This is a genomic window from Nocardia sp. NPDC004718, from assembly GCF_053601535.1.
Genome location: NZ_JBSGCA010000024.1, coordinates 73,827 through 98,087, shown reverse-complemented (window position 1 = coordinate 98,087; position 24,261 = coordinate 73,827). Strand labels below are relative to the sequence as shown.

The following is a 24,261-nucleotide window of genomic DNA, read 5'->3' as shown; positions in this document are numbered from 1 at the left end:
AGAGGCACGATCATGTCAGGTAACCCGCTGGGCATCTCGCTCGAACCGGCGGCGCAGGAGTTCGTCGACGCGACCTCGCAGCCGCCGTTCCTCTACCAGCTCCCGCCCGAGGAAGGGCGCAAGGCGGTGGACTCCGTGCAGGACGCGCCGATCTTCAAGCCCGAGGTCGACGAGGAGTGGATCACGGTCGAGGGCGGGCCGACGGGCTCGGTGCGGGTTCGGATCGTCAAGCCGCAGGGCAGCACCGAACCGCTGCCGGTGATCATCTACACCCACGGCGCGGGATGGGTATTCGGCGACGCGCACACCCACGACCGCCTGGTGCGCGACCTGGCCGTCGGCACGCACGCCGCCGTGGTCTTCCCCGAATACGACCGGTCGCCCGATGTGCGGTATCCCGTGGCCAACGAGCAGTCCTACCGGGTGGCGCAGTGGGTTGCCGCGGAGGGCGCGGCGAAGGGCCTCGACTCGTCCCGGATCGCGATCGCGGGTGACTCGGTCGGTGGCAACATGGCCATCGCGCTGACCCTGATGGCCAAGGAGCGCGGCGACGTCTCCTTCGTTCAGCAGGTGCTGTTCTACCCGGTCACCGACGCCAACTTCGACACCGGCTCCTACCAGCAGTTCGCCGAGGGCTACTTCCTCACCCGCGAGGGCATGAAGTGGTTCTGGGATCAGTACACCACCAGCGCCGACGAGCGCGCGCAGATCACCGTCTCACCGCTGCGGGCGACCACCGAGCAACTGGCCGGGCTGCCGCCCGCGCTGGTCATCACCGCCGAAGCCGACGTGCTGCGCGACGAGGGCGAGGCCTTCGCGGGTAAGTTGCGCGCCGCGGGCGTGCCGGTCACCCAGGTGCGCTACGGCGGGATCGTCCACGACTTCGTGATGGTCAACTCGCTGCACGACACCCATGCCGCCAAAGCCGCGGTGGCGCAGGCCGTCGCGACGTTGCGGTCCGCGCTGTACACCGACTGACCGGTCCCCGACCACCCGATTCGAAGGAACCACACTTGTGAGCACCGAGCCCGCCAGTCCTTCCACGCCGACCATCGTGCTGGTCCACGGCGCGTTCGCCGACTCGTCCAGCTGGAACGGGGTCATCGAGCGGCTGCGCGCCCAGGGACATCCCGTGATCGCGGCCGCTAATCCACTGCGCGGTCTGGACAGTGACGCGGCCTATGTCGCGTCGGTACTCGATTCCGTGGAAGGGCCGAACGTTCTGGTCGGCCATTCCTACGGCGGAAGCGTCATCACGGTCGCCGCCGCCGGAAGGAGCGACGTCGAAGCGCTCGTCTATATCGCCGCGTTCATTCCGGATGTGGGCGAGAGCGCACTCCAATTGACCGACAAGTTCCCCGGATCGACGCTCGGGCCCACCACCCGGGCCGCGTCCTATCCGCTTCCCGACGGAGGCACCGGTACCGAGCTCTACATCCGGCAGGCGGAATTCCACCGGCAGTTCGCCGCCGACGTGCCCGCCGCCACGGCCGAGCTGATGGCCGCGACCCAGCGACCGGTCGCCCTCGACGCGTTGCAACAGCCCGCGACCGCCACCGCTTGGCGGGGCATCCGGTCGTTCGCGCTGGTCACCGGCGAGGACAAGAACATTCCGGTGGAAGCGCAGCGGTTCATGGCCGAACGTGCGAGCGCCGAGATCGTCGAGGTCTCGGCCTCGCACGCGGTCTCGGTGTCCGCTCCCGACGTGGTCGGTGAGCTGATCGCCCGAGCCGCCGCCGGTTAGGGATCCGCGCGGTCACGCAAAGCGGCCCGCGCGGTGGGAGATTCCCCCGCGCGGGCCCGACCCATCCCGTCCTCCATAGCTCGACTGGCGGCGAGCCGTCGAGCCGTACAACCAGTTCACAGAGCAAGGCACGGTCGCAGTACTGGACCGGATGCCTTGCGCTGCACCGAATTCCTCAGCCGCACAGCCCTGATCGAGCCCGGCCCACCAGCTCCGCGTACTTCGATACGACATTGCGATGCAATCGGCGGCAACGGTTCTCAGCCTGCGCGGCCTCGATACTCGGCCCTGTCGTGCGCGGCATCGAGCATCCGTCAGCCGCAGACGGCCCCGGTCGAAGCCGAGCCCACCAGCTTCGTGTACTTGGCCAGGACGCCCCGGGTGTAGCGGGGCGGCAACGGTTCCCAGCCTGCGCGGCGGCGGGCCAGTTCGTCGGCATCGACCAGCAGGTCGAGCGTGCCCTCGGCGACATCGAGCCGAATGGGGTCGCCGTCGCGCACGAAGGCGATCGGGCCGCCGTCGACGGCTTCGGGCGCGACGTGCCCGACGCACAGGCCCGTGGTGCCGCCGGAGAACCGCCCGTCGGTGAGCAGCAACACGTCCTTGCCCAGGCCCGCGCCTTTGATGGCCGCGGTGATGGCCAGCATCTCGCGCATCCCGGGACCGCCCTTCGGCCCCTCGTACCGGATGACGACCACGTCGCCTGCCGCGATCGTGCCGTCTTCCAGGGCGTCCATCGCGGCCCGTTCCCGATCGAAAACCCGTGCCGTGCCGGTGAACACGTCGGAGTCGAAACCCGCCGACTTGACCACGGCGCCATCCGGTGCGAGAGAACCGGAGAGGATGGTGATGCCACCGGTCGGATGGATCGGCGCGGCCATCGCGCGGATCACCTTGCCGTCGGGGTCCGGCGGAGTGATGTCGGCCAGGTTCTCCGCCACCGTCCGTCCCGTCACGGTCAGGCAGTCGCCGTGCAGCAAACCGGCATCCAGCAAGGCTTTCATCATGACCGGCACGCCGCCGATCCGGTCCACATCGGTCATCACGTGGTTGCCGAAGGGCTTGACGTCCGCCAGGTGCGGCACACGGCGACCGATGCGCGCGAAGTCGTCCAGCGACAGGTCGACATTCGCCTCGTGCGCGATGGCCAGCAGGTGCAGCACGGCATTGGTGGAGCCGCCGAACGCCATGACGACCGCGATCGCGTTCTCGAATGCGGGTTTGGTGAGAATGTCCGACGGGGTGATGCCCTGGCGGATCAACTCGACCACGGCCTCGCCGCTGCGCCGGGCGTAACCGTCGCGGCGCCGGTCGGTCGCGGGCGGCGCCGCGCTGCCGGGCAGCGACATGCCCAGCGCCTCGGCCGCGCTGGCCATGGTGTTGGCGGTGTACATGCCGCCGCATGCGCCTTCGCCGGGACAGATCGCCCGCTCGATCGCGGCGACGTCGTCACGGCTCATCAACCCTCGGGCGCAGGCGCCGACCGCTTCGAAGGCGTCGATGATCGTCACTTCGCGTTCGCTGCCGTCGGAGAGCTTCGCGATTCCGGGCAGGATCGACCCCGCGTACAGGAACACGCTCGCCAGGTTCAGCCGGGCCGCGGCCATCAGCATCCCGGGCAGCGATTTGTCACAGCCGGCCAGCAGCACCGAACCGTCGAGCCGCTCGGCCTGCATCACCGTCTCGACGGAGTCGGCGATCACCTCACGTGAGACCAGGGAGAAGTGCATCCCCTCGTGTCCCATGGAGATGCCGTCGGACACCGAGATGGTGCCGAACTGCATGGGGAAGCCGCCGCCGGAGAAGACGCCGTCCTTGCAGCCCCGGGCGAGTCGCTCCAGAGACAGATTGCAGGGCGTGATCTCGTTCCACGAGGAGGCCACGCCGATCTGCGGCTTCTCCCAGTCGTCGTCGCCCATGCCGACCGCGCGCAACATCCCGCGAGCGGCGGTCTTCTCCAGCCCGTCGGTGACGTCACGGCTGCGCGGTTTCAGATCTGGGACTTTCGAGTTCTCGGGCACGGTTTCCCATCATGCTCGCCTCCGCGCCGATTGCCGCGACGACCACGCCGAATTCGCGAAGACCCGCCGCTCGTCCGCCCTGAGCGTAATGCCGGGCACTCCGGCGGCCCGGAACCGTACGCTCAGCTCATGAGCGAGCACCCGAGACTGCACTCGATTCCCGGTGGACGCGACGACCGGACCCCGCAACCGGACTCGCGAACGCCGCCGGAACCCTTGTGGCGCGAGGTGCTCGGCGAACAGTTGCGCACCCTGCGGCAGGACCGCAGCGAGACGCTGGTCGAGACGGCCCGGCGGGCGGGCATCTCCCCGCAGTATCTGTCGGAGGTCGAGCGGGGACGCAAAGAGCCGTCGAGCGAGATGATCGCCGCCCTGGCCGGATCGCTCGGCACCACGCTGGGTGAGCTCACCGGCCAGGTGGCGGACGAACTCCGCGCGCGCCGCCGGATCGCCCTCCTGCCGCGGTCGGCGCCGCGTTCCGGCACCGGGCCCACGCTCATGGCGCTGGCGGCCTGATCAGTCGCGCCGTCCCAGAACCTGGTCGACCAGGCCGTACTCGATCGCGGCCGGCGCGGTGAAGACCCGGTCGCGGTCGGTGTCGTGCCGTAGTCGCTCCACCGACTGCCCGGTGTGCCGGGACAGGATCGACTCGATCTCCGCCCGCAGCCGCACCAGCTCGTCGGCCTGCAGGATCAGATCGGGAATCGCGCCCTGTCCACGTGCGGCGGGTTGGTGCAGCACCACCCTGGCGTGCGGGAGCATGGCACGACGGCCCGGCTCGCCGCCCGCCAGCAGCACCGCGCCGACCGCGATCGCCTGGCCGACGCAGGTGGTCTGGATGGGCGAACGAATGTGCTGCATGGTGTCGTACACGGCGAGCATGGAGGACAGATCGCCGCCCTCGCAGTTGATGTAGAGGTTGATCTCCTGCTCCGGGCTCTCCGATTCCAGATGCAGCAGCTGCGCGATGAGCGCGTTGGCGACCCCGGAGTCGATCGGCGTGCCGAGGTAGACGATGCGCTCGGCGAGCAGGTGGGAGTAGATGTCGGTGATCCGCTCCCCGCCACGCGGATGTTGCGCGATCACATTCGGGATGGTGTAAGTGCTCATGCTGTGTCCTTTCCGGCATGATCGGGCCCCTCCGTGGTCACGCTGCGCTGCCGCCTCCGGGGCTGACCGATCATGCTGTGCCCGCTTCCGGCACGATCGGGCCCCTCCGTGGTCACGCTGCGCTGCCGCCTCCGGGGCTGACCGATCATGCTGTGTCCTTTCCGGCACGATCGGGCCCCTCCGTGGTCACGCTGCGCTGCCGCCTCCGGGGCTGACCGATCATGCCGAGATCCCGATTCGCTGGCGTTGCGGGACGATCTGCCCGAACGAGTCGACGATGTGGTCGATGAAGCCGTACTCCTTGGCCTGCGCCGCCGTGAACCACCGGTCGTGCAGCGAATCCTCGTAGATCCGATCGAACGGCTGACCGGTGTCCTCGGCGATGATCCCGAGCACGGTGTCGACGGTGTAGCGCAGATCGTCGGCCTGGACCTCGACGTCGACGGCCGTGCCGCCGATGCCCGCCGATCCCTGGTGCATCAGCACCCGGGCGTGCGGCAATGCGAAACGTTTACCCTTGGTGCCCGACGACAAGAGGAATTGCCCCGCACTGCAGGCCAATCCGAGCGCGAGCGTGGAGACTTCACAGGGCACCAGCCGCATGACGTCGCGGATGGCGAGCATCGAGGGGACCGATCCGCCCGGTGAATGGATCCACAGTGAGATACCCGCCTCGGGATCCTCGGCGGCGAGCGTGAGCAGCTGGGTCATCAGCAGCGTCCCGTTGTCGTCGTCGAGCGCGCCGTCGAGCACGACGATGCGGCGACTGAGCAGTTGCTCGCGTGCCCGCCAGCTGAACATCGGAGTCTTGTCATCGTGAGCCATGGCTCCACGGTGCCGCATGCGTGGCGCCGGACCGTTCTCCTGCTGCCCTCGGCAGATCCGCTCTCAGCAGTCGAGCGAGGGATCCCGAACCGGCGCGGCGAAGGGGCCACGCAGCCGTTCGGTCACCTCCCACAGCCGCAGCGCGGTATCCCGATCGTAGGACGCGTCCGAGCTGCGCGTCTCGGTGAAGCGGTTGTAATAGGCCCCGTTCACCAGATCCCGCGTCGTCGCCAGGTGGACGACCGGCGCCGCGCCTTGCCGCGCGGACAACGCCGTCAGGTGCAGCATCGCCACCCGCGCCCGTGGAAATTCTCGGCCGAGGTCGGTGCGCACGAAGCCGGGATGCAGTGCGGCCACAGTCAATTGCGGGTACCTGCGACGCAGTTCGTAGGTGAACAACAGGTTGGCCAACTTGGTACGGCTGTAGGTCACGAATGGGTCGAAGTTCCGCTCGCTCGGCAAGTCGTCGAAGTCGATGCGCACCGGGCCCGCGCGGAACATCGACTGCCGGTGCCCTTCGGAATTGACGTTGACCACCCGGCCGCCGCCGCGACACAGCAACGGCAGCAGTCGTCCGGTCAGCGAGAAGGGCGCGAGATGATGGACGGCGAGATTCAGCTCGATTCCCTCGCCGGTCACGCGACGTTCGGGCGTCATGACACCGGCGTTGTTGATCAAGATGTCCACGCCGTCGAACCGCTCGGCGACCCGCTCCGCGACGTGGTCGATACCCGTCGAGACCGCCAGATCCGCGCGCACGAACCGGCCACCGGTCTCGCGAGCCAGCCGCGCGCCTTTTTCCGCGTCGCGGCCGACCAGCACGAGCTCGTGGCCGTCCTTCGCCAGCCGCAGTGCCGCTTGCCGTCCCAGCCCGGACGTGGCCCCGGCGAACACGATCCGGCTCATCGCGCCGCTCCGGCCGCCACGTCGGATTTGCCCAAGCCCAATGCACCGGCGATCACCCGATCGCGCAGGCGGAAAGGCAGATACGCGAGCATCCGCAGCATGCGTGCGTCCGAACTCGCGACGTAGCAGTCTTTGGGCCGCCTGGCCTCGGCCGCCCGCACGATCGCGTCGACCACCGTGCCGACCGGCCGTGTCTTCTGTTCCGCCAGCGCCTTTTCGACGGCGGTCAATTGTGCGCGGTAGAGCTCGACACGGTCGGCGTCGGCCAGCAAAAGTGCTTCGCGCGCAGCCGATTCGGCCTTGGAGAAGATCGTCGTCTCGAGCGCGCCCGGTTCCACCACCGAGACCGGGATGCCCCAGGGCGCGAGCTCGACGCGGGCCGCGTAGGACAACGATTCGAGCGCGGCCTTACTCGCCGAGATGGGTCCCAGGTACGGCATCGCGGTGCGAGCGCTCGCCGCGCTGATGTTGATCACCCGGCCGCCGCCCGCCCGCAACAGCGGAAGTGCGGCCACCAGGACCCGGTGCGGGCCGTAGACGTTGATGTCGAACTGCCGGTGCAGTTCCGCGTCGGGGACCAGCTCCAGCGGCCCCTGCACGATGACGCCCGCGTTGTTCACCAGCACCTGTAACCCGGCTGGGCCACGGTCGGTCGCGACCTCGTCGAGCGCATGGCGAACGCCCGCGCTGTCGGTCACATCGAGTTCCACCGGCACGACGTTCGCGTGCCCGAACCGGGGGGCGTTTCGCAGCGTCCGCACTCCGGCGTAGACGCGGTAGCCCCGCGCGGCGAACGCCTCGACGGTGGCGGAACCGATTCCGCCGCCCGCACCGGTGATCAGCACCGCCTTCGAACCCTGAGTCGTCATATCAGCCTCCATAAGTAACCAGCTACATGTTTCTTTCAACATGTATGAAGCTACATGTTGGTACAGTCAAGACGGTGAACTGCGGCAGAACGACAGAGGTACGCTCCAGCCGGGCCACCGATCACGGAATAGGGAGCGTCGATGTCACTGCGTCACGGGTTACTCGGACTTCTCGCCGACCAGCCCGGTAGCGGCTACGACCTGACGCGCCGATTCGAGGAGATGCTCGGCGCGATCTGGCCCGCCAAGCATCCCCAGATCTACGGGGAGCTGACCAGGCTCGCGGAAGAAGGACTGGTCGAGGCGGCGGCGGAGGGCCCGCGCCGGCGTAAGGAGTACCGCATCACCGAGGACGGCGTCGCCGAGTTGCGCCGCTGGCTGGTGCACGTCGATGTGGACCACACCATCCGTCTGGAACCGGTCCTGCGCTCGTTGTTCTTCTGGCTGTTGAACTCCGACGAGCTGGAGGCGCACCTCACCAGGGAAGCCCGGTTCTATCGGGAGAAGGCGGAAACCTATCGCGAGTACGCGAACGCCAAGGACCGCGGGGACTTCGGCGACTCCCCGCAGACCCGCTCGATGCGTGTCACGGTCGAAGCCGCGGTCCGACTGTACGACGCCCTCGCCGAGTGGGCGGAGTGGGCGAAGACAGCGCCTTTGTCCGACCCGGAATCCTAACGCTCCGAGCGCATTCCGGCCGGAAAGACGCCGATGCCCGCCGGGCGCGTGGGCACCGGCGGGCATCCTTACCGGGGGCGAGCTCGCTAGGACTCGCGACCCGCGGTGGAGGCGGAACGCTGCCTGCTGGTGCGGGCGCGGCGGCGTTCGGCCTGGAGTTCGGCGAGTTCCTGCTCGAGGATGTCGGCGACGCGGAACGAACCGGTGTCGTAGATGTCCGGCGGGCGAGCCGTCGGCGCTTGCGCGACGTCGGGTGCGGGGCTGTCCTTGCCGTTCTTCGGCTCCGGCGTCGAGCTGTCACTCTTGCTGTCCGCCAGCGGTTCCCGGGTGACGGCCGGGATCTCGGCCGTCGAGACCTCCGTCTCGGCCACCGGCGTACGCGGCTTGGCCGGCGGCGTCTGCCGGACGACCACCTTCGCCGCGGCGGAGTCTTCTGCGGGCACGCGCGCGGCCGGACGGGACTCGGCCTTCGCGGCCGATACCGGTGCGGGCTCGCTCGCAGCGAGCTTCTTCCCGTTGGCGGCGGGCACACCGCCATTGGTGACGATGACGTCGGTGTCCTTGACCTGCACCGGCGACGCGGGGCGCGCGTCGAAAGCCACCATCGCGTCGAGATCTTCGATGGACTCGGGCAGCACGGGCTTGCGCGGCGCCTCGACCGGCGGCCGCTTCTTCTCGGCTTTCACCGTGGCCACGGGCGGCTCGTCGGAGACCTCCGACAGGAACTGGATTTCGGCGACCTCGACCACGTCCTGCTCGACGACCTCCTCCGGGGGCGCCGCGACAACAGGAGGCGGTTCGTAGTGCACCTGTTCGGGTGGAGCGCTCGGCGCCTCGGGCGCGACCGGCGCGCGGTATCTGGGCAGCGTGAGCCGGATCTGCTCGGCCGGGTCGGGCAGGTCGCGGACCTGCTCGGTGGCCCTGGCGATGGCGAGGCCGTAGCGAGCGCTCGCGGCGTCGTGGATGAGCAGCGCGACACCGATCATCACCGGCGCGATGGCGTGCACGGCCGCGTCGTACCAGGCGCCCGCGCGCAAGTAGGGGTAGGTGTTGAGGCTGACGGTCAGCGCCAGCAGAGCGACTTCGGCGGTCGCGACCTGGCGGCGGTTGTCGATCACACCCCATTCGGCGACCTTGTTCGTGCCGATCATGATGATGATCAGGCAGACGCTGATCATGCCTTCGAGCAGGTAGCTGAACCAGTAGAGCGGATCGGTCGCGCCGCCGGGAGCGATATTGTGCTGGACGTTGACCGCCGACCACAACATGCCCGCCGCCACGACACCCGCCAGCGCGCGCAGCGACCAGGACCGATGCCGATACAGCGAGGCCAGCTTCGCGTGCGGACTGGATTCGCGTCGCTGCGCGGCAATCGCCTTGCGGGCGAGCAGGAGATCTCGCATATCGGCCTTCTCGATCGCTTCTGTGGTCTGCCTGGCGCGGTCGGATGCCGCGGCGGCAGCCTGCGCCTCTTTCCAGCGCTGTCCGCGCTCCTGGGTGCGAATCCGTTCGGCGAGCTCACGTTCGGCATACAGTTCGTCCTCCGACAGCGCCTCGGTGAGCGCGGGATCGAACTGGTAGGCGAGCCGTCCACGGGCCTTCTCGACCCGCCTCGCCAGCTGTGTAACCTCGTCCTCGATGGGATGTTCGATGACCATCAGCGCTCCCCGCACGGGAGACTCGATGGCAGACAAGTGATCACGTATGGCAACGGCACGTTTTATTCATAGTCGATCCACCGCTACCGGCGAAACTGTTCATTTGCCATCTCGCAAAACTATTCGGCGTGCCGCGGACGACACACGCTGTGCGGCGTGATTCCCGGCGGTCGCAAGCGCTTCCTTCCCCGCGCGTCAGACCATTGATCGCTCTATGCTGAACTGGCGCGCTTTCCCTTCGCGGCGGCGCGTGCGCTCCCGCAGCGCGTTCGGATACGCCGGTGCCGTCGAGATTCGCCCCTCGGCGGCACCGGGCCGACCGCGTTCCGCCATTTCCGCGCACCGAGTATTTCGCGCGGCCATTCCGGCCCGCCGAATCGCGGAGACCTTCTCGCGCCGGGCGGCTCACTCCGCAGGCGGATCCGCCCGGCATTCGGCGTCCACCGAGTCGAGCACCCGCGACAACGTGTCGAACAGCAACGAGTCCAGCCGGTCCTGGTCGACGTCGTCGCGGGACAACCACTGCACCGTCAGGTCCTCGGCCATCGCCCACCACGAACGCACCACCAGGCGCTCGGCGGTCGACCGCGCGGGCCTGCCGAGCGCGGCGAACACCCGATCGGTCAGTTCGTCGTGCATCCGCTCCATGATCGATTCGAGGACCGGGTCCTGCCCGGCGGCGCGCAGCAGCCCCACCAGCGGTCCGCTGCGCTTGCGCATGTAGCTCACGAAGTTCGCGATCATCGACGCGAGCGGGTCCGCGGCGTCGGGGTCCGGGCCGGTGGCGCGCAGGAATCGCTGCGACGCGGCGCGGACGAGTTGCGCGTAATAGTCCTGCTTGGTCGGGAAGTAGTGGAACAGCAGCCCGCGCGAGATGCCCGCCTGCTGCGCGACCGCGTCGACGGTGATCCGATGCCAGGGCCGGTCGATCAGCATGCCCAGGCCGATTCCGATCAGCTGCCTGCGCCGGTCGTCCGCCGAGCGGCGGCCACCCGGCTCCACGGCGACCTCGGTCATCCACCCTCCTCTATTGAGCAATGCTCAACAGTATGCTACCAATGACCTGACCGGAAGTTGAGCAATGCTCAGCAGACCTCGAGGATGGGTATGGACTTCACGCATTCCGATCGAGCCGTCCGCCTCACCGATCAGGTGCGGCAGTTCGTGCGCGAGGAGATCGAGCCGCGCGACGAGGAGCACGCCGCCGCCCTGCGGGAATCGCCATGGGCGGTTCCGCCGGTGGTCGAGGAGCTCAAGAAGAAGGCGCGGGACGCGGGTCTGTGGAACCTCTTCCTGCCCGATCCGGAACTCGGCGCGGGCCTGAGCAACGTCGACTACGCCCCGATGGCGGAGGCGATGGGCAGTTCCGGGTGGGCGCCGGAAGTGTTCAACTGCAACGCGCCCGACACCGGCAACGCCGAGGTGCTCCTGCACTACGGCAGCGTCGAGCAGCGGCAGCAGTGGCTGCGACCGCTGCTGGACGGCGCGATCCGCTCGGCGTTCTGCATGACCGAACCCGAGGTGGCCTCCTCCGACGCGACCAATATGGCCGCGACCGCCGTGGTGGACGGTGAGGAGATCGTGCTCAACGGCCGCAAATGGTGGAGCACCGGCATCGGCCATCCGAACTGCAAGTTCGTCATCTTCATGGGCCTCACCGACCCGGAGGCGCACCCCTACCAGCGGCATTCGATGGTGCTGGTTCCGCTGGACACGCCGGGCGTGCGGGTCGAACGGATGCTCACCACCTTCGGCTACCTGGACGAGCCCTTCGGCCACGGCGAGGTCACCTTCACCGACGTGCGGCTGCCGCTGGACGCCGTGATCGCCGGGCCGGGACGTGGCTTCGAGATCGCGCAGGGCCGTCTCGGTCCCGGCCGCATCCACCACTGCATGCGCGCCATCGGCCTCGCCGAGCGCGCGCTCGAACTGGGCTGCCGCCGCGCCCTGTCGCGCACCGCGTTCGGCAAGCCGCTGGCCAACCTCGGCGGGAACCGCGAGCGCATCGCCAACGCGCGCGTCGCGATCGATCAAGCGCGGTTGCTGGTCCTGCACACCGCCTGGCTGCTGGACACCAAGGGCTTGGCCGGCGCGCGCAGCGAGGTCTCCCAGATCAAAGCGGTCGTGCCGAGGATGACCCAAGAGGTGCTGGACATGGCGATCCAATTGCACGGCGGGGCGGGGCTTTCCGATGACTTCCCGCTGGCGCGCGCGTTCGCGGGCATTCGTTCGCTGCGCTTCGCCGACGGCCCCGACGAGGTGCACCTCGGCGTGATCGCCCGTCAGGAGCTGCGTAAATACGGGACCGACCGGTGAGTGCTCCGGAGGCCACCGCCGTCCGCGCGGAGGACGCCTTCGACGTCGCCGCCCTGCACACCTGGCTCGCCGAGCGGGTTTCCGGTCTGAGCGAGCCGCCCGAGGTGCGCCAATTCTTCGGCGGCGCGTCCAATCTGACGTATCTGCTGCGCTACCCGGATCGTGACCTGATCCTGCGCCGTCCGCCGAGCGGAACGAAGGCGGCTTCCGCGCACGACATGGGCCGTGAGTTCCTGGTGCAGGAGCGGTTGCGTCCGCACTATCGCTACGTGCCGCGGATGGTGGCCCGGTGCGCCGATCCGGACGTGATCGGCAGCGATTTCTACGTGATGGAGCGGGTCGCGGGGACGATCCTGCGCGGCGATCTACCGGAGGGCACCAGCCTGTCCCCTGATCAGGCGAAGCGGTTGTCCACCACGGCTTTCGACTGCCTGATCGAATTGCACCAGGTCGACCCCGAGGCGGCCGGTCTCACCGGAATCGGCAAAGGCGCGGGCTATGTCGGCCGCCAAGTCGCGGGGTGGTCGCGGCGCTTCGTGAACGCGCGCACCGACAATGTCAGCGATTTCGCCGCTGTGATGGCCTGGCTCGATGCCAACCAGCCCGCGGACGTCGCCACCACCGTCATCCACAACGACTTCCGGCTCGACAATCTGGTGCTGGATCCGTCGGGCTCCGGCGCGATCGTCGGTGTGCTGGATTGGGAAATGGCGACGCTGGGCGACCCGCTGATGGATCTCGGTGGCGCGCTGGCCTATTGGGTGCAGGCGGACGACGACGAGGTCATGCGAGCCTCCCGACGCCAGCCGAGTCACCTGCCCGGCATGCTGACCCGCGCGCAGATCGTCGAACACTATCGCGCGCGCACCGGCCGTTCCGCCGAGAACTGGCCGTTCTACGAGGTCTTCGGGCTGTTCCGCCTGGCCGTCATCGCCCAGCAGATCTACTACCGCTACCACCACGGCCAGACCACGAACCCGGCGTTCAAGGATTTCTGGATGATGATCAACTACCTGGATTTCCGCTGCCGGAAGGTCGCGGGCCTCGAGTAACGCGTCACGCGAACTCCGTCATCGACCGAGCGCGATGGACCCCATATCCGTGACGGCGCAGCCGTTGGCGACCGGTATCCCGGCGAATCGGTCGCGCAGCCAAGCGACCACGCTCTGCTCGGCAAGGGTGTTGAGGGTCAGATGTTCGCTCGCGTGATCACGGATGTAGGTGACGCGAGCGGCGGGGTCGCGGCAGTAGGCGGCGGCGAGTGCGTCGGCGGGACCGATCGGGACGAGCCAGTCCGCGGTCGCGTGGTAGAGGAAGACCGGTGCGTCGGGCACCGACTTGCCCATTCTGGTGCGGTCGAAGGCCGCGCGCAGCACCGGCGTGTGCAGTAGACCGCCCTGGACCAGGCTGTCGACGTCGAGGAACGGTTCCGTCGCGGCCTGATACAGTACGCAGCCACTGTCCTTCGCGTCGAGCAACCGCCGTCCCGGCGGCGTCGCGTTCGCCCGCAGGTAGGCGTCCAATTCCGGCTCCTCGCGGGCCAGACCGATGATGGCGGCCGCGACCAGGCCCGCGCCCGGGCCCTTGTTCGCCGCCAGCGACAACGCCTCGAGGTCGACGTCGGTGCCGCCGGAGACGACGCCGACCAGGTTCACCTCCGGCGCGTAGGAGCTGCGCGACTCGGCGCCGTGCAACGTGGGGACCGAACCTCCGGAATAGCCCCACATCGCCACCTCGGTATCCGGTCCGGGCAGTCCCAGCGGACCGAACCGCTCCGCGGCGCGGATGCCGTCCAGGGCGATCCGCGCGGCCAGCGGGCCGTGGGCGAACGCCGAGTTCGGCCCTTGATGATCCGGCACCACGACCGTCCACCCCTGCGCCAACAGCGCCGGAGCGCTACGCAACGGGTCGAGCTGCCCGTCCAGCAGACCGGCCTGCATCGACCGGCGCACCTGATAGGACGGCGCGCAGAACAACCCGGTGGAGTCCTCGGCGGCGTGCAGCGACACCAGCTTCCCGTTCGCCGCACGCGGTTTCAGCAGCGTCGCGACGGCGGCGATGGGCTGGTCGGCGCTGTTGTTCGACCGGTAGGAGATCTGCCATGCCTCGGCATCCAGGGCCCCGGGCACCTGATTCATGATGGTGACCGGCCGCGCGGCGAGGATCCCGCCGGGCCGCTGCGCGCCGACCAGCTCGGCGGGCGGCCGATAGAAGGGGTCCTGCTCCGGCGGCGCCGGAGCCGCGACCGCCGGGAGTTCCGGCTCCGCCCGCGACGGCGGGCCCGGTATCGCCAGCAGCACCGAAAGAGCCGTTCCGACAACCGCGCAGCACCGTGCGAACACCACCGACGACCTCCCCTTGGAATCGATCGCTTATGCACCGCATTTCGCGCCGATCGACCGCCCCGGCAGTGGCATCGTAGCGAAAGTCCCCGCAGTCGAACGGGAGATCGGACTCAGTTCGGTGCGGTGATCTTGGCGATGGTGGATCCGCCGTCGGCGGTGACCACGGTGACGAACTGCCGGTAGGTACGGCTCGTGGCGTCGGGGCGCAACTCGGTGATGACCACGTCGTAGCGTCCGTCGAGCATGGGGGTGATCATGACGCAGTGCTGCGTTCCGGTGGGGACGGAGGCGATGCCCGCATCGATCACGGCGACCGGCGGCACCACGGCGTCGGGCGCCGTCAACGATCGCGCTACCGCTCCGGACCGCGTCGCGTAGTAGGCGTGCTGGAAGGCCAGGATCACGTCCGGTCCCGAGGCGGTGGAGCCGGTCCCGTTGCCGCGCACCAACTGTGCGCCTCGGGTCGGCTCACAGCCGGGACCGCCGCCGAGCACCGGGTCCGCTACCGTGGCCGATTGCCGGGGAGCCGACGCCGCGTCGGTGTAGACCAGGACCAGCGCGGCCGCGGCGAGCGAGGCGGCCAGCCCGGCGCCGCCGACCAGCCACGCGCGCCGAGCGCCGCGCCGGGCACGGCGTCGATCGCGGTGGGTCCGATGCCGGTCGCGTTCCCGGCGCGGCGGCGGCTCGTGGGCGGAGATCATCCCGGGCCACGTGGGCACGCGTTCGGCCCCGGCCCGGCCTGGGCGGGCGCGTCGGCCGCCGGGCTCGGACGTGTTCGACGACATGATCTCGCCGCACCCCCTTTTACCGGTGCCTATTCGGCCACCGTGGGTTCCCTCTCAATGCCGTTGCGCAATAACAACATTGCATATCTCTTCGGATTCTGTCGGTCGAATGCTCAACAGGCAAGGACGAACTCCGCCACGACAGTCCCCGGAACACGCGAAACCGGCCGATCGGGACCGGGCGGTCGGTGCGATTCCGGGCCTCCGGGGCGATCTCGCCGCGGACGGAAGCGACGCGGCCGCCCTGTCGCCGTAGCATCCCGCACATGAGCCAGCCGATGCCGCCGCCCTATCCGCAACATCCCGCGCACCAGCCGCCGCAGCCGTATCCTCCGCCCCCGCCACCCGGACCGCAGTTCCCCATCCTGGTCTCGACCATGAACGACGTTCCAGGACAGGAGATCGCCCGGGTGTTCGGCGAGGTCGCCGGGCTGACCGTGCGCAGCCGCAGCTTCGGTTCGAACTTCAGCGCCGGTTTCCGCTCGCTGGGCGGCGGGGAGATCCCCGAGTACACCCAACTGCTCTACCAGTCCCGGCACGAGGCGATCATGCGGATGTGCCAGCACGCCATGTCGTTCGGCGCGAACGCGGTCATCGCGATGCGCTTCGACTGCAACGAGATCGCCGGGACGATGAGCGAGGTGGCGGCGTACGGCACCGCCGTTCTGCTCAAACCCCCTGCGTGATCGGGCTAACCCCAGGTCAGCGGATCCAGATGGAGGAAGAAGCGCTGACGATCGGCGTCCAGTTCGATGCCGTAGCGGGCGGCGAATGTCCGGTCGGCCTGTTCGGCGCGCCGCTCGTCTTGCCATGACTCCCGGGAATTGGCGAGCAGCAGGGCGATATCGGCGTAGGGGTCGGCGATGCCGAGACGCCCGAGGTCGACGAAACCGGCCACCGTGTGCGTCTCCGGATCGAGAATGATGTTGGGCAGGCACAGGTCGCCGTGGCACACCACGGCTTCGGCGAACTCCTGGGTCATCCTCGGCTCCAGCTCACCGGCCAGCCTGGTGAGCAGGACGGTGGGCGGAGTGCCCTGCTGTTCCTCCGGGAGGAACTCGGCGTGCACCGCACCCCGGACCACCACGTCCTGGGCCATAGCGAACATCCGCGCCAGGCCACGATCGAACGGGCACTGCTCGGTGGGCACCTCGTGCAGGCGCCGCACGGTGTCCGCGATGGATTCCCACGCGCGGCCGAGCATCTCGCCGGACACCGCGTCCGCGGGCACGCCAGGGACCGCGCTGGTCACCAGGCAGGCGCCATCGTCGCAGGCCCGCCAGTCCAGCGCCAGGGGGCCGGGGATACCGTGGCCGTCGAGCCAGACGATCTTGTCCCGCTCCAGCGCGAGGTCCGCGACCCCGCCGGGGTCGACGCACTTGGCGTAGCGGGAGCCGTCGGCGGACCGGAACACCTCGGCGCCGGACTCCCCGCTGCCGACCGGCGCCCATCGGCAATCGGACGGCAAGGCGGCGCGGAAGCGGACAAGCGACTCGGACACGCCATCGACGGTAGCAACGGAACCAGCGCGTGACCCACCTCGCAGACCTCCCGCAACCCGGATGTATAGTTGCTTAAAGCAACTAGTTGTGGTTGCCAATCAATGTGCTGGTGGGGAACATCGAGGTGAGTGTCATGTCCGCAACCGCTCGCGAGCGCCGGATCACGGCGGCCGAACTCGCGGCCGCCGACGAACTCGGTCAGCGGCTGGTCCGGTTCATGCGCGCGGTCAACCGGGCGAAATGGCAGCCCGTCCGGCCCGGTCCGGACGGACTGGAGCGACTCGCCTACGCCGTGCTGTTCTCCCTCGTGCACGAGGGACCGCAGCGCGCGGGCAGGCTCGCCGAAGTGCTGCACGCCGAGGCATCCACCATCAGCAGACAGAGCAGACAACTCGTGGCACACGGCCTGGTCGAGCGCCGGGCCGACCCGGTCGACGGCCGGGCGTGCGTGCTGGCGGCCACCGCGGAAGGCGTTCGCGTCTTCGAGGAGAATCGCGCCCAGCGCAACCGGTGGCTGGCCGACATCCTGGCCGACTGGCCCGCACCGGACCGCGACACCTTGACCGCGCTGCTCGACCGGCTCACCGCAGGAATAGAGACCACCACCCGACACCCAGCCGATCCGAAATAGGGCTCATTCATGACGACTTCCACCACCCGGGCTCCGCGGAACCCGGCCGCAGTTGCGGACACGTCACTGTCGCACCGGCAGATCCTGACCATCCTGTCCGGGCTGCTGCTCGGCATGTTCCTGGCCGCGCTCGACCAGAACATCGTCAGCGTCGCGATCGTCAAGATCGCCAACAGCCTGCACGGTTTCGACGAACAGGCCTGGGCGACCACCGCTTACCTGATCACCGCCACGATCACTACGCCGCTGTACGGCAAATTGGCCGACATCTACGGCCGTAAGCCGTTCTACCTCACGGCGATCAGCCTGTTCGTCATCGGTTCGGTGGCGTGCACCTTCGCCACCTCGATGTACCAGCTCGCCGCGTTCCGCGCGTTCCAGGGCCTGGGCGCGGGCGGTCTGATGTCGCTGGCGTTCACCATCATCGGCGACATCGTCCCGGCGCGCGAACGAGTGCGCTACCAGGGCTATTTCATGATGGTCTTCGGCACGGCCACGGTGCTGGGCCCGGTGCTCGGCGGCTTCTTCTCCGACTACGAACAGCTCGGCGGCATCGAGGGCTGGCGGTGGGTGTTCCTGGTGAACGTCCCGGTCGGCGTGCTCGCGCTGCTCGTGGTCGCCAAGGTGCTCAACGTGCCGCACCAGCGCCAGCATCACCGGATCGACTGGTTCGGCGCGCTGACGCTGACCATCTGCGTGGTGCCGCTGCTGATCGTCGCCGAACAAGGCAGGCACTGGGGATGGTCATCGCACCGCTCGCTGCTCTGCTACGGCATCGGCGCGGCGGGTCTGGTGCTGTTCCTCCTGGTCGAGTTCTTCATGAAGGACTCCGCGCTGATCCCGTTGCGGCTGTTCAAGAATTCGACCTTCAGCGTCACCATCGCGGGCGGATTCATCGTCGGCGTCGCGATGTTCGGCGCGATCACCATGGTTCCGCAGTACTTCCAGGTCGTGCGCGGCTACTCGCCGACCAAGGCCGGTCTGCTGATGCTGCCCTTGGTGCTCGGCATCATGATCGGCTCGCAGACCGCGGGGCGGATCACCAAGAGCACGGGCCGCTACAAGATCCTGCCGGTGACGGGCACGTTCATCGTCGCGGTCGGCGCGGTCCTGTACGCGCAGGTGCACTACGACAGCCCGCTGTGGCAGCCGCTGGCCATCGGCGGACTGATCGGGCTCGGGCTCGGCTGTTGTATGCAGACGCTGATCATCGCCGCGCAGAACGCCGGTCCGCGCTCCGACATGGGTGTTTCCACCGCGTCGGCCACCTTCTTTCGGCAGATGGGCGGCACGCTCGGCGTCGCGGTGTTCCTGACCATTCTGTTCAATCTGCTGCCGCACCGGATCACCGATGCGTTCGGCGGCGCGCTGCCACCCGGGTTCGGGGCCGAGCAGCTCAGCGGCATGCAGTCCAATACCAGCGGCATCGCGGCGCTGCCCGACGCGCTGAAGGTGCCGATCCTCACCGGCTTCACCAACTCCATGCACGGGGTGTTCTACGCCGCGGGCGCGGTCGCGCTGCTGGCCTGCGTAGTGCTGATGTTCATGAAAGAGATCCCGCTCCAGGACACTCCGGCGCCCGCCGCGCAGACTCCGGCCGAGCAGACCGAGGCCGCCGAATCGCACTGGGACGCGGATCAGGTGTGGGAGGGCGCCGCGCAGGCGCTGTCGGAGCCGGAACCGGTGCTCGCCGCGGCCGCGGGCGGCTACGCCTCGGGCGAACCGGCGGCCAACGGCGCGTACCTGCGCGAGCCGCGGGCGAGTTTCGATGGCGCCGAGTACGAAGGCCGTTCGCTCAACGGCTACGTCCATCGCGAAGACGGCAGGCCGGTGCCCGCCGCCGCACTCACGCTGATCGACCATCAGGGGCGGCAGGCCGCGCGGACGAACGGCGGCGCGGACGGCCGTTACCTCGTCGGCGCGCCCGACGCGGGCAACTACGTGCTGATCGTGTCGGCCGCGGGACATCAGCCCGCCGCGGTCAACGTGACCGTCGCAGACCGGCCGCAGCAATTCGACATCACCTTGCTCGGCTCCGGCGAGGTGTCCGGCGTGGTCCGGTCCAGCACCCTGGGCGAGCCGCTGCCGGGCGCGACCATCACGCTGACCGATCCGGACGGCGAGGTCGTCGGATCCGCGACCGCCGAGGGCGACGGCGGCTACGTTTGCCACGGCGTGGTGCCCGGCACATACACCCTCGTGGCGGTCGCCGAGCACATGCGTCCCAGCGCGACCGCGCTGACCGTGCCGGACAGCGGATTGCTGCACCACGACATCGTTCTCACGCCGATGGCGGTGCTGGCCGGGTCGGCGTGGGCGGACGGCGGCCGGGCGGTCGCGGACGTGCAGATCAGCGTGCTCGATGCGGCGGGCGTGCTGACCGCGACGACGCGCACCGACGAGAACGGCCGCTATGTCGTCGCGGATCTCGCCGAAGGCGACTACACGGTCGTCGCCCGGGGCTATCCCGCGGTGACCAGCCGGATCACGGTGAGCGGCGGCGAGGTGGCCCACGACGTGCGGCTGGGCTACGACCTCGAGGACGAGGCGACCGGGAAGGTCCCGCCCGTCCGCTGACGGATTTTCCGGCGTACGGATGAGGGGCGGTGGTCACCGGACCACCGCCCCTCGCCGTTCGCGCCGTCGGATTCGGCCGATTCTCACTCGGCTCAGAAGCGAATCATCCCTCCGGCCGGTCGCGTTTGTGGTCGCCGAATGGTTCGTCGCGTTCCCGGACCGCTGTGCGGAAACCGGCGGTGGCAGCGCGGGTTTGGAAGGCGTAACCCTCCGTGGTGTGCCGGGAGATCCCGTCGAAGACGGTGCTGATCATGCCGGAGTTCGCCACACCCTGGGCGTACAGCGCCGAGTTCAGCGCCAGTTTGGCCATCATCAGCTGGTTGATCGGCATGCGCGCGATCCGCGCGACGAATTCCTCGGTGCGCGCGTCGAGTTCGCCGGCCGGCCAGGATTCGATCGCCAGGCCCCATTCCACCGCTTGCCTGCCCGTGAGGCAGTCGCCGGTGAACAGCAGACGCTTGGCGCGCTGGTCGCCGAGGCGATGCGCCCACATGCCCGCCGCCGGGACACCCCAGACCCGGGTGGGCGGGTAGCCGATCTTGGTGTCGTCGGCGCAGATGATCTGATCGGCGAACAGGGCGATGTCGCTGCCGCCCGCCACGGCGAAGCCGTGCAGTTTGGCCACGGTCGGCTTGTTCGCCTGCATCAGGCTGGCGAAACCGCGGTTGAACCGGCTCATCATCGCGTAGTCGATCATCGGGTCCCAGGTCCGCGCCGGATCGTGATTGCGGCCCTGCACCACCGGGTCGACGACCGTCCCCGCCGCGTCGCCGGGACCGCCTGCCACCGCGAAACTCTGCTCGGCGAACATGTTCAGGTCGTATCCGCCGCAGAATCCCTTGCCGCGCCCGGACGACAGGATCACGTGCACCCGCGGGTCCAGATCCGCGCGTTCCACCGCGTGCGCCAGGTCGTTCGGTGTGTCGGGCGTGATCGCGTTGCCCTTCTCCGGCCGGTTGAAGGTGATGCGCGCGATGCGGCCGTCCCGCTCGTAAGTCAGCGTCCGGTACTCGCGTGCGTCGTCCGGGTCCGGGCGTCCGGCCCACGGTGAGTCCGGCTGCTCGGTCCACCCGCGATACCACGCGCCCGAGTCGCCATCGGCCCTGATGTCACTGTCGGTCATCGCTTTCCCTTCGACGCTGGTCCCGAACCCGTCTCCGCAGTCTGGCGCAAACGCCGATTGACAGTCAATATTGACTGTGAAAATGTCGCGTCGACGGAGGGAGCCGGAATGGCCGGACTACGCGAGGAACAGAAACGGGCGACCCGCGCCCGCATCCTCGACGCCGCCGCCGACCTGCTGGCCGAACAGGGCTACCGGGCGCTGTCCACCCTCTCCGTCCAGCGTGCCGCGCAGGTCAGCCGCGGAGCGCTGCTGCATCACTTCCCGACCCTCGGCGCGTTGATCACCGACCTGGTCGGCCATCTGGTCGCCCGCAACGAAGCGGCGGCACGAGAGATCGCGGCCGGACTCGGCGACGGAGCCGATCCCGTGCTGCGCGCCTTGACCGCCCTCTACGAATCGATGGCGCGACCGGCGGCGCAAGCCGAGTTCGAACTGTGGACGGCCGCGCGGACCGATCCGGCGCTTACCGAGGCGTTGCGCGTGGCCGAACGAGAAGCCGGGCGCGACTTGCGGCGCGTGGTGGACGCACTGTTCGGCCCGAGCCTCGTCGCCCACCCCGGTTATCCGGCCGTCCGCGATCTCACCATCGCGATCCTGCGCGGCACCGCGATGTCCCGTCCGCTGCGCACTTCGGAGCGCGCCGCCACGGCAACCATCAACCGATGGGCGCAGGCCATCGCAGTTCTGCTCGCACCGGGCATTTAGCAATCAGGGAGCGTCGAGGCGACCGACTAGCTGTGATACGCGTCACTTATGCTCCGGATTGTGCTGTCTCACACACTCTCGCTATCCTGGCTGCACTTTGAGACCACCGAGTCTCAATGCAGCCTTCGACGGGGCCGGGTTCGACCACCGCGCGGCGCCCGGCGAAGGCCTTTCCTGCCGGGGAGCGCCTGCGGCGCCTGTACTACCAGGAGCAAACGCCATGCGATCGAAGCGGATCTCGGCGGCCATCGGTTTCACGGCGATGGCGCTGTCGTGCGTAGGACCGGGCAGCGGGCCCGCCGTCGCCGAGCCGGAGTGCCCGAGCATGTACGTGGTGGCGATCCCGGGCACCTGGGAGACCCGGACCGACGGCGAGCCTCCCGGCCCCGGGATGCTGGCCGGAGTCACCAACGGCCTGCCGTCCTCGGTACGGGTCGACTACGTCAGTTACGCAGCGACCGCCTTCCCCTGGGAGAGCGAGGTTTACGGCGCGTCCAAACGCGAGGCCGTCGACAACGCGCGCGGCATGATCGGAGCGATGGCCAGGGCGTGCGGCGCGACCAAGATCGCATTGCTCGGCTACAGCCAGGGCGCGGACGCCGCGGGCGATCTGGCCGCCGAGATCGGCACCGGGATCGGCGTCGTGCCGCCGTACCGGATCGCGGCGGTCGGACTCATCTCCGATCCGCGCCGCTCCCCCACCGACGCGCTGGTCGGTCCGCCGGTGGGTGGCGCGGGCGCGGGCGGTCCCCGCATCGGCGGCTTCGGCTTCGTCAGCCCGCAGACCCGCACCATCTGCGCGGTCGGCGATCTGTACTGCACCACGGCGTCGGACGATTTCGTGACCCGGTTCGCGGGCTTCCTGGCCCAGACCTCCCATCCCGACCCGGCCAATCTCTGGCGCTACCAGATGGAAATGGGCGCCATCGTCGGCGATCTGATGTCCAACGGCGGGATCCCGTTGTTGCAGAGCCAGTTGTCGGAGTCGGCGAACCAGGAACGGGCCCGGTTGCTGGACCAGTTCTACCGCTCCGAGGCGCACACCGCCTACGGCAGCTACCGCGTCGGCGGTGGCGCGACCGCGCTGTCGTGGATGCACGACTGGCTGGCGTCGCTGGCCTGAGTCAGGGCGCGAGCCGCCGCGCGACCTCGCCCAGCCCCTCCGCGACGGCGCTCTGCTGCGCGGCGCTGAGCACGTCGACGAGGACGCGGCGGACGGTCGCGACATGGTCCGGCGCGATCTGCGCCAGCCGTTCCCGGCCCGCGCCGGTGAGCACGGCGATGACCCCGCGCACGTCGGTCGGGCAGGCCTCGCGCATCAGCAGTCCGGCCTTCTCCAACTGCGTCACCTGGTAGGTCAGCCCGCTCTTGGAGGTGTAGAGCGCGTCGGCGAGTTCGGTCATCCGCAGGCGGCCCTCCGGCGCGTCCGCGAGCCGCACCAGCACCTCGTACTGCGTGTGGGACAGCCCTTCCCGCTTGAGCTGCCGTTCCACCTCACGGCCCACCAGCGCGCCCGCCGCGAGGAAGCTGTGCCACACCTGCATCTCGCGCGCGTTCAGCCACCTGGTCTCCACGGCTCCACCCTAACCATATTGTTCGAATTTGAACAATCAGCTAGAGTTGAGTTCGAATTTGAACTACCTGCGCGGACGAGCAAGGAGGAGCGCCATGACCAGCGTGCACACCGAAAGAATGCCGGTGCTCTATCTCTCCCGCGGCGCTCCGCCACTGGCCGATCACGCGAGCTGGCCCGCCGAGCTGGCGGCGTGGTCGCGCGCGTTGCCGCTCCCCCGGGCGATCCTGATCGTCTCCGCGCACTGGGAGGCCGCGCCGATCGCGCTCGGCGCCACCGAGACGGTGCCGCTGGTCTACGACTTCTGGGGCTTCCCCGAGCGGTACTACCAGGTGCGCTATCCCGCGCCGGGCGCGCCGGAGCTGGCCGCGAAGGTGCGAAACCTGTTGCGCGGACCCGGTGTCGCCGTGGCGGACGTCCCGGAGCGCGGGCTCGACCACGGCGCCTACGTGCCGCTGAAGGAGATGTACCCGGACGCCGGCGTCCCGGTGTTGCAACTGTCCATGCCCACGCTGGACCCTGGGGCGCTGCTGGACATCGGACGGAAGCTGGCGCCCCTGCGCGACGAGGGCGTGCTGATCGTCGGCAGCGGTTTCTTCACCCACAACCTGCACGCCCTGACGGCCGACGACGAACACGTGCACTCCTTCACCGCCGAATTCGACGAGTGGGGCCGCGAGGCGCTGGCCGCACACGATCTGGACGCACTGCTCGATTTCGAGCGGAAAGCGCCCGCCGCGCGCCTGGCCCATCCCCGCGCCGAGCACTTCGCACCGCTGTTCGTCGCACTCGGCGCGGGCGAAGACGACCTCGGCGCGCTGCGCACAGTCATCGACGGCTACTGGTTCGGCATGGCGCGCCGATCCGTCCAGCTCGGCTGACGCACCACG

General features: G+C 69.1%; 24 protein-coding genes. 12 read left to right on the top strand and 12 right to left on the bottom strand.

The window, feature by feature from the left end:
* The first annotated feature begins 12 nt into the window (after nt 1-12).
* Together ACWEH3_RS19825 and ACWEH3_RS19820 are read left to right on the top strand one after the other, a co-directional pair.
* Complete coding sequence (locus ACWEH3_RS19825) at nt 13-978, top strand: alpha/beta hydrolase (protein WP_450023967.1); 966 nt, start codon at nt 13-15, stop codon at nt 976-978.
* Nucleotides 979-1,015: 37 nt separating this feature from the next.
* Nucleotides 1,016-1,744, top strand: a complete 729-nt coding sequence (locus ACWEH3_RS19820) for an alpha/beta fold hydrolase (protein WP_450023969.1) — start codon at nt 1,016-1,018, stop codon at nt 1,742-1,744.
* Between the two features lie 314 nt (nt 1,745-2,058).
* Here the strand turns inward: ACWEH3_RS19820 and ilvD are convergent, their stop codons facing one another.
* Entirely contained in the window at nt 2,059-3,765 is a 1,707-nt protein-coding gene (gene ilvD / locus ACWEH3_RS19815) for a dihydroxy-acid dehydratase (RefSeq protein WP_450023971.1), read from the bottom strand.
* Between the two features lie 129 nt (nt 3,766-3,894).
* Between ilvD and ACWEH3_RS19810 the strand changes: the two genes are divergently transcribed.
* Nucleotides 3,895-4,281 (top strand): helix-turn-helix domain-containing protein, encoded by a 387-nt coding sequence (locus ACWEH3_RS19810; RefSeq protein ID WP_450023973.1) that lies wholly within the window; start codon nt 3,895-3,897, stop codon nt 4,279-4,281.
* Here ACWEH3_RS19810 and ACWEH3_RS19805 read toward each other — a convergent pair whose 3' ends face one another.
* From ACWEH3_RS19805 to ACWEH3_RS19790, 4 genes are all read right to left on the bottom strand, one after another.
* A complete protein-coding gene (locus tag ACWEH3_RS19805; RefSeq protein ID WP_450023975.1) occupies nt 4,282-4,875 on the bottom strand; it encodes a ClpP family protease in 594 nt (197 codons plus the stop codon).
* A 219-nt stretch (nt 4,876-5,094) separates the two neighbouring features.
* A complete protein-coding gene (locus tag ACWEH3_RS19800) occupies nt 5,095-5,700 on the bottom strand; it encodes a ClpP family protease (protein WP_450023977.1) in 606 nt (201 codons plus the stop codon).
* A 63-nt stretch (nt 5,701-5,763) separates the two neighbouring features.
* A complete protein-coding gene (locus ACWEH3_RS19795) occupies nt 5,764-6,606 on the bottom strand; it encodes an SDR family NAD(P)-dependent oxidoreductase (protein ID WP_450023979.1) in 843 nt (280 codons plus the stop codon).
* Entirely contained in the window at nt 6,603-7,475 is an 873-nt protein-coding gene (locus tag ACWEH3_RS19790) for an SDR family NAD(P)-dependent oxidoreductase (protein WP_450023981.1), read from the bottom strand. Before ACWEH3_RS19790 ends, ACWEH3_RS19795 begins: the two co-directional genes overlap by 4 nt.
* 141 nt (nt 7,476-7,616) lie before the next feature.
* Here ACWEH3_RS19790 and ACWEH3_RS19785 point away from each other — a divergent pair, with 141 nt between their 5' ends.
* On the top strand, nt 7,617-8,153 hold the full coding sequence (locus ACWEH3_RS19785) for a helix-turn-helix transcriptional regulator (protein WP_450023983.1): 537 nt from the start codon (nt 7,617-7,619) through the stop codon (nt 8,151-8,153).
* A gap of 86 nt (nt 8,154-8,239) precedes the next feature.
* Here ACWEH3_RS19785 and ACWEH3_RS19780 read toward each other — a convergent pair whose 3' ends face one another.
* Nucleotides 8,240-9,811: a hypothetical protein gene (locus ACWEH3_RS19780; RefSeq protein WP_450023985.1), complete on the bottom strand. Its 1,572-nt coding sequence runs from the start codon at nt 9,809-9,811 to the stop codon at nt 8,240-8,242.
* A gap of 405 nt (nt 9,812-10,216) precedes the next feature.
* Nucleotides 10,217-10,828, bottom strand: a complete 612-nt coding sequence (locus ACWEH3_RS19775) for a TetR/AcrR family transcriptional regulator (RefSeq protein ID WP_356967033.1) — start codon at nt 10,826-10,828, stop codon at nt 10,217-10,219.
* 90 nt (nt 10,829-10,918) lie between these two features.
* Between ACWEH3_RS19775 and ACWEH3_RS19770 the strand changes: the two genes are divergently transcribed.
* Both ACWEH3_RS19770 and ACWEH3_RS19765 read left to right on the top strand, forming a co-directional pair.
* Entirely contained in the window at nt 10,919-12,127 is a 1,209-nt protein-coding gene (locus ACWEH3_RS19770) for an acyl-CoA dehydrogenase family protein (protein ID WP_450023987.1), read from the top strand.
* Entirely contained in the window at nt 12,124-13,179 is a 1,056-nt protein-coding gene (locus tag ACWEH3_RS19765) for a phosphotransferase family protein (protein ID WP_450023989.1), read from the top strand. Before ACWEH3_RS19770 ends, ACWEH3_RS19765 begins: the two co-directional genes overlap by 4 nt.
* Before the next feature lie 18 nt (nt 13,180-13,197).
* Here the strand turns inward: ACWEH3_RS19765 and ACWEH3_RS19760 are convergent, their stop codons facing one another.
* Nucleotides 13,198-14,472, bottom strand: a complete 1,275-nt coding sequence (locus ACWEH3_RS19760) for a lipase family protein (RefSeq protein WP_450023991.1) — start codon at nt 14,470-14,472, stop codon at nt 13,198-13,200.
* A gap of 110 nt (nt 14,473-14,582) precedes the next feature.
* A complete protein-coding gene (locus tag ACWEH3_RS19755; protein WP_452358365.1) occupies nt 14,583-15,257 on the bottom strand; it encodes a hypothetical protein in 675 nt (224 codons plus the stop codon).
* Nucleotides 15,258-15,619: 362 nt separating this feature from the next.
* On the opposite strand from ACWEH3_RS19755, the gene ACWEH3_RS19750 reads away from it, so the two are divergent.
* Nucleotides 15,620-15,943, top strand: a complete 324-nt coding sequence (locus ACWEH3_RS19750; protein WP_450020042.1) for a YbjQ family protein — start codon at nt 15,620-15,622, stop codon at nt 15,941-15,943.
* Between the two features lie 5 nt (nt 15,944-15,948).
* Here the strand turns inward: ACWEH3_RS19750 and ACWEH3_RS19745 are convergent, their stop codons facing one another.
* Entirely contained in the window at nt 15,949-16,758 is an 810-nt protein-coding gene (locus ACWEH3_RS19745) for an APH(3'') family aminoglycoside O-phosphotransferase (RefSeq protein ID WP_450020034.1), read from the bottom strand.
* Nucleotides 16,759-16,892: 134 nt separating this feature from the next.
* On the opposite strand from ACWEH3_RS19745, the gene ACWEH3_RS19740 reads away from it, so the two are divergent.
* Both ACWEH3_RS19740 and ACWEH3_RS19735 read left to right on the top strand, forming a co-directional pair.
* Nucleotides 16,893-17,390: a MarR family winged helix-turn-helix transcriptional regulator gene (locus ACWEH3_RS19740; protein WP_450020032.1), complete on the top strand. Its 498-nt coding sequence runs from the start codon at nt 16,893-16,895 to the stop codon at nt 17,388-17,390.
* Between the two features lie 9 nt (nt 17,391-17,399).
* Entirely contained in the window at nt 17,400-19,967 is a 2,568-nt protein-coding gene (locus tag ACWEH3_RS19735) for an MFS transporter (protein WP_450020030.1), read from the top strand.
* A 103-nt stretch (nt 19,968-20,070) separates the two neighbouring features.
* On the opposite strand, the gene ACWEH3_RS19730 is transcribed toward ACWEH3_RS19735, so the two are convergent.
* Nucleotides 20,071-21,090: a crotonase/enoyl-CoA hydratase family protein gene (locus tag ACWEH3_RS19730; RefSeq protein ID WP_450020028.1), complete on the bottom strand. Its 1,020-nt coding sequence runs from the start codon at nt 21,088-21,090 to the stop codon at nt 20,071-20,073.
* A 108-nt stretch (nt 21,091-21,198) separates the two neighbouring features.
* Between ACWEH3_RS19730 and ACWEH3_RS19725 the strand changes: the two genes are divergently transcribed.
* Both ACWEH3_RS19725 and ACWEH3_RS19720 read left to right on the top strand, forming a co-directional pair.
* Entirely contained in the window at nt 21,199-21,798 is a 600-nt protein-coding gene (locus tag ACWEH3_RS19725; RefSeq protein ID WP_450020026.1) for a TetR/AcrR family transcriptional regulator, read from the top strand.
* 220 nt (nt 21,799-22,018) lie between these two features.
* Nucleotides 22,019-22,921 (top strand): cutinase family protein, encoded by a 903-nt coding sequence (locus ACWEH3_RS19720; protein WP_450020024.1) that lies wholly within the window; start codon nt 22,019-22,021, stop codon nt 22,919-22,921.
* Between the two features lies 1 nt (nt 22,922).
* Here ACWEH3_RS19720 and ACWEH3_RS19715 read toward each other — a convergent pair whose 3' ends face one another.
* Nucleotides 22,923-23,372, bottom strand: a complete 450-nt coding sequence (locus tag ACWEH3_RS19715) for a MarR family winged helix-turn-helix transcriptional regulator (protein WP_450020022.1) — start codon at nt 23,370-23,372, stop codon at nt 22,923-22,925.
* A gap of 94 nt (nt 23,373-23,466) precedes the next feature.
* Here ACWEH3_RS19715 and ACWEH3_RS19710 point away from each other — a divergent pair, with 94 nt between their 5' ends.
* Complete coding sequence (locus ACWEH3_RS19710; RefSeq protein ID WP_450020020.1) at nt 23,467-24,252, top strand: DODA-type extradiol aromatic ring-opening family dioxygenase; 786 nt, start codon at nt 23,467-23,469, stop codon at nt 24,250-24,252.
* Nucleotides 24,253-24,261 lie beyond the last annotated feature (9 nt).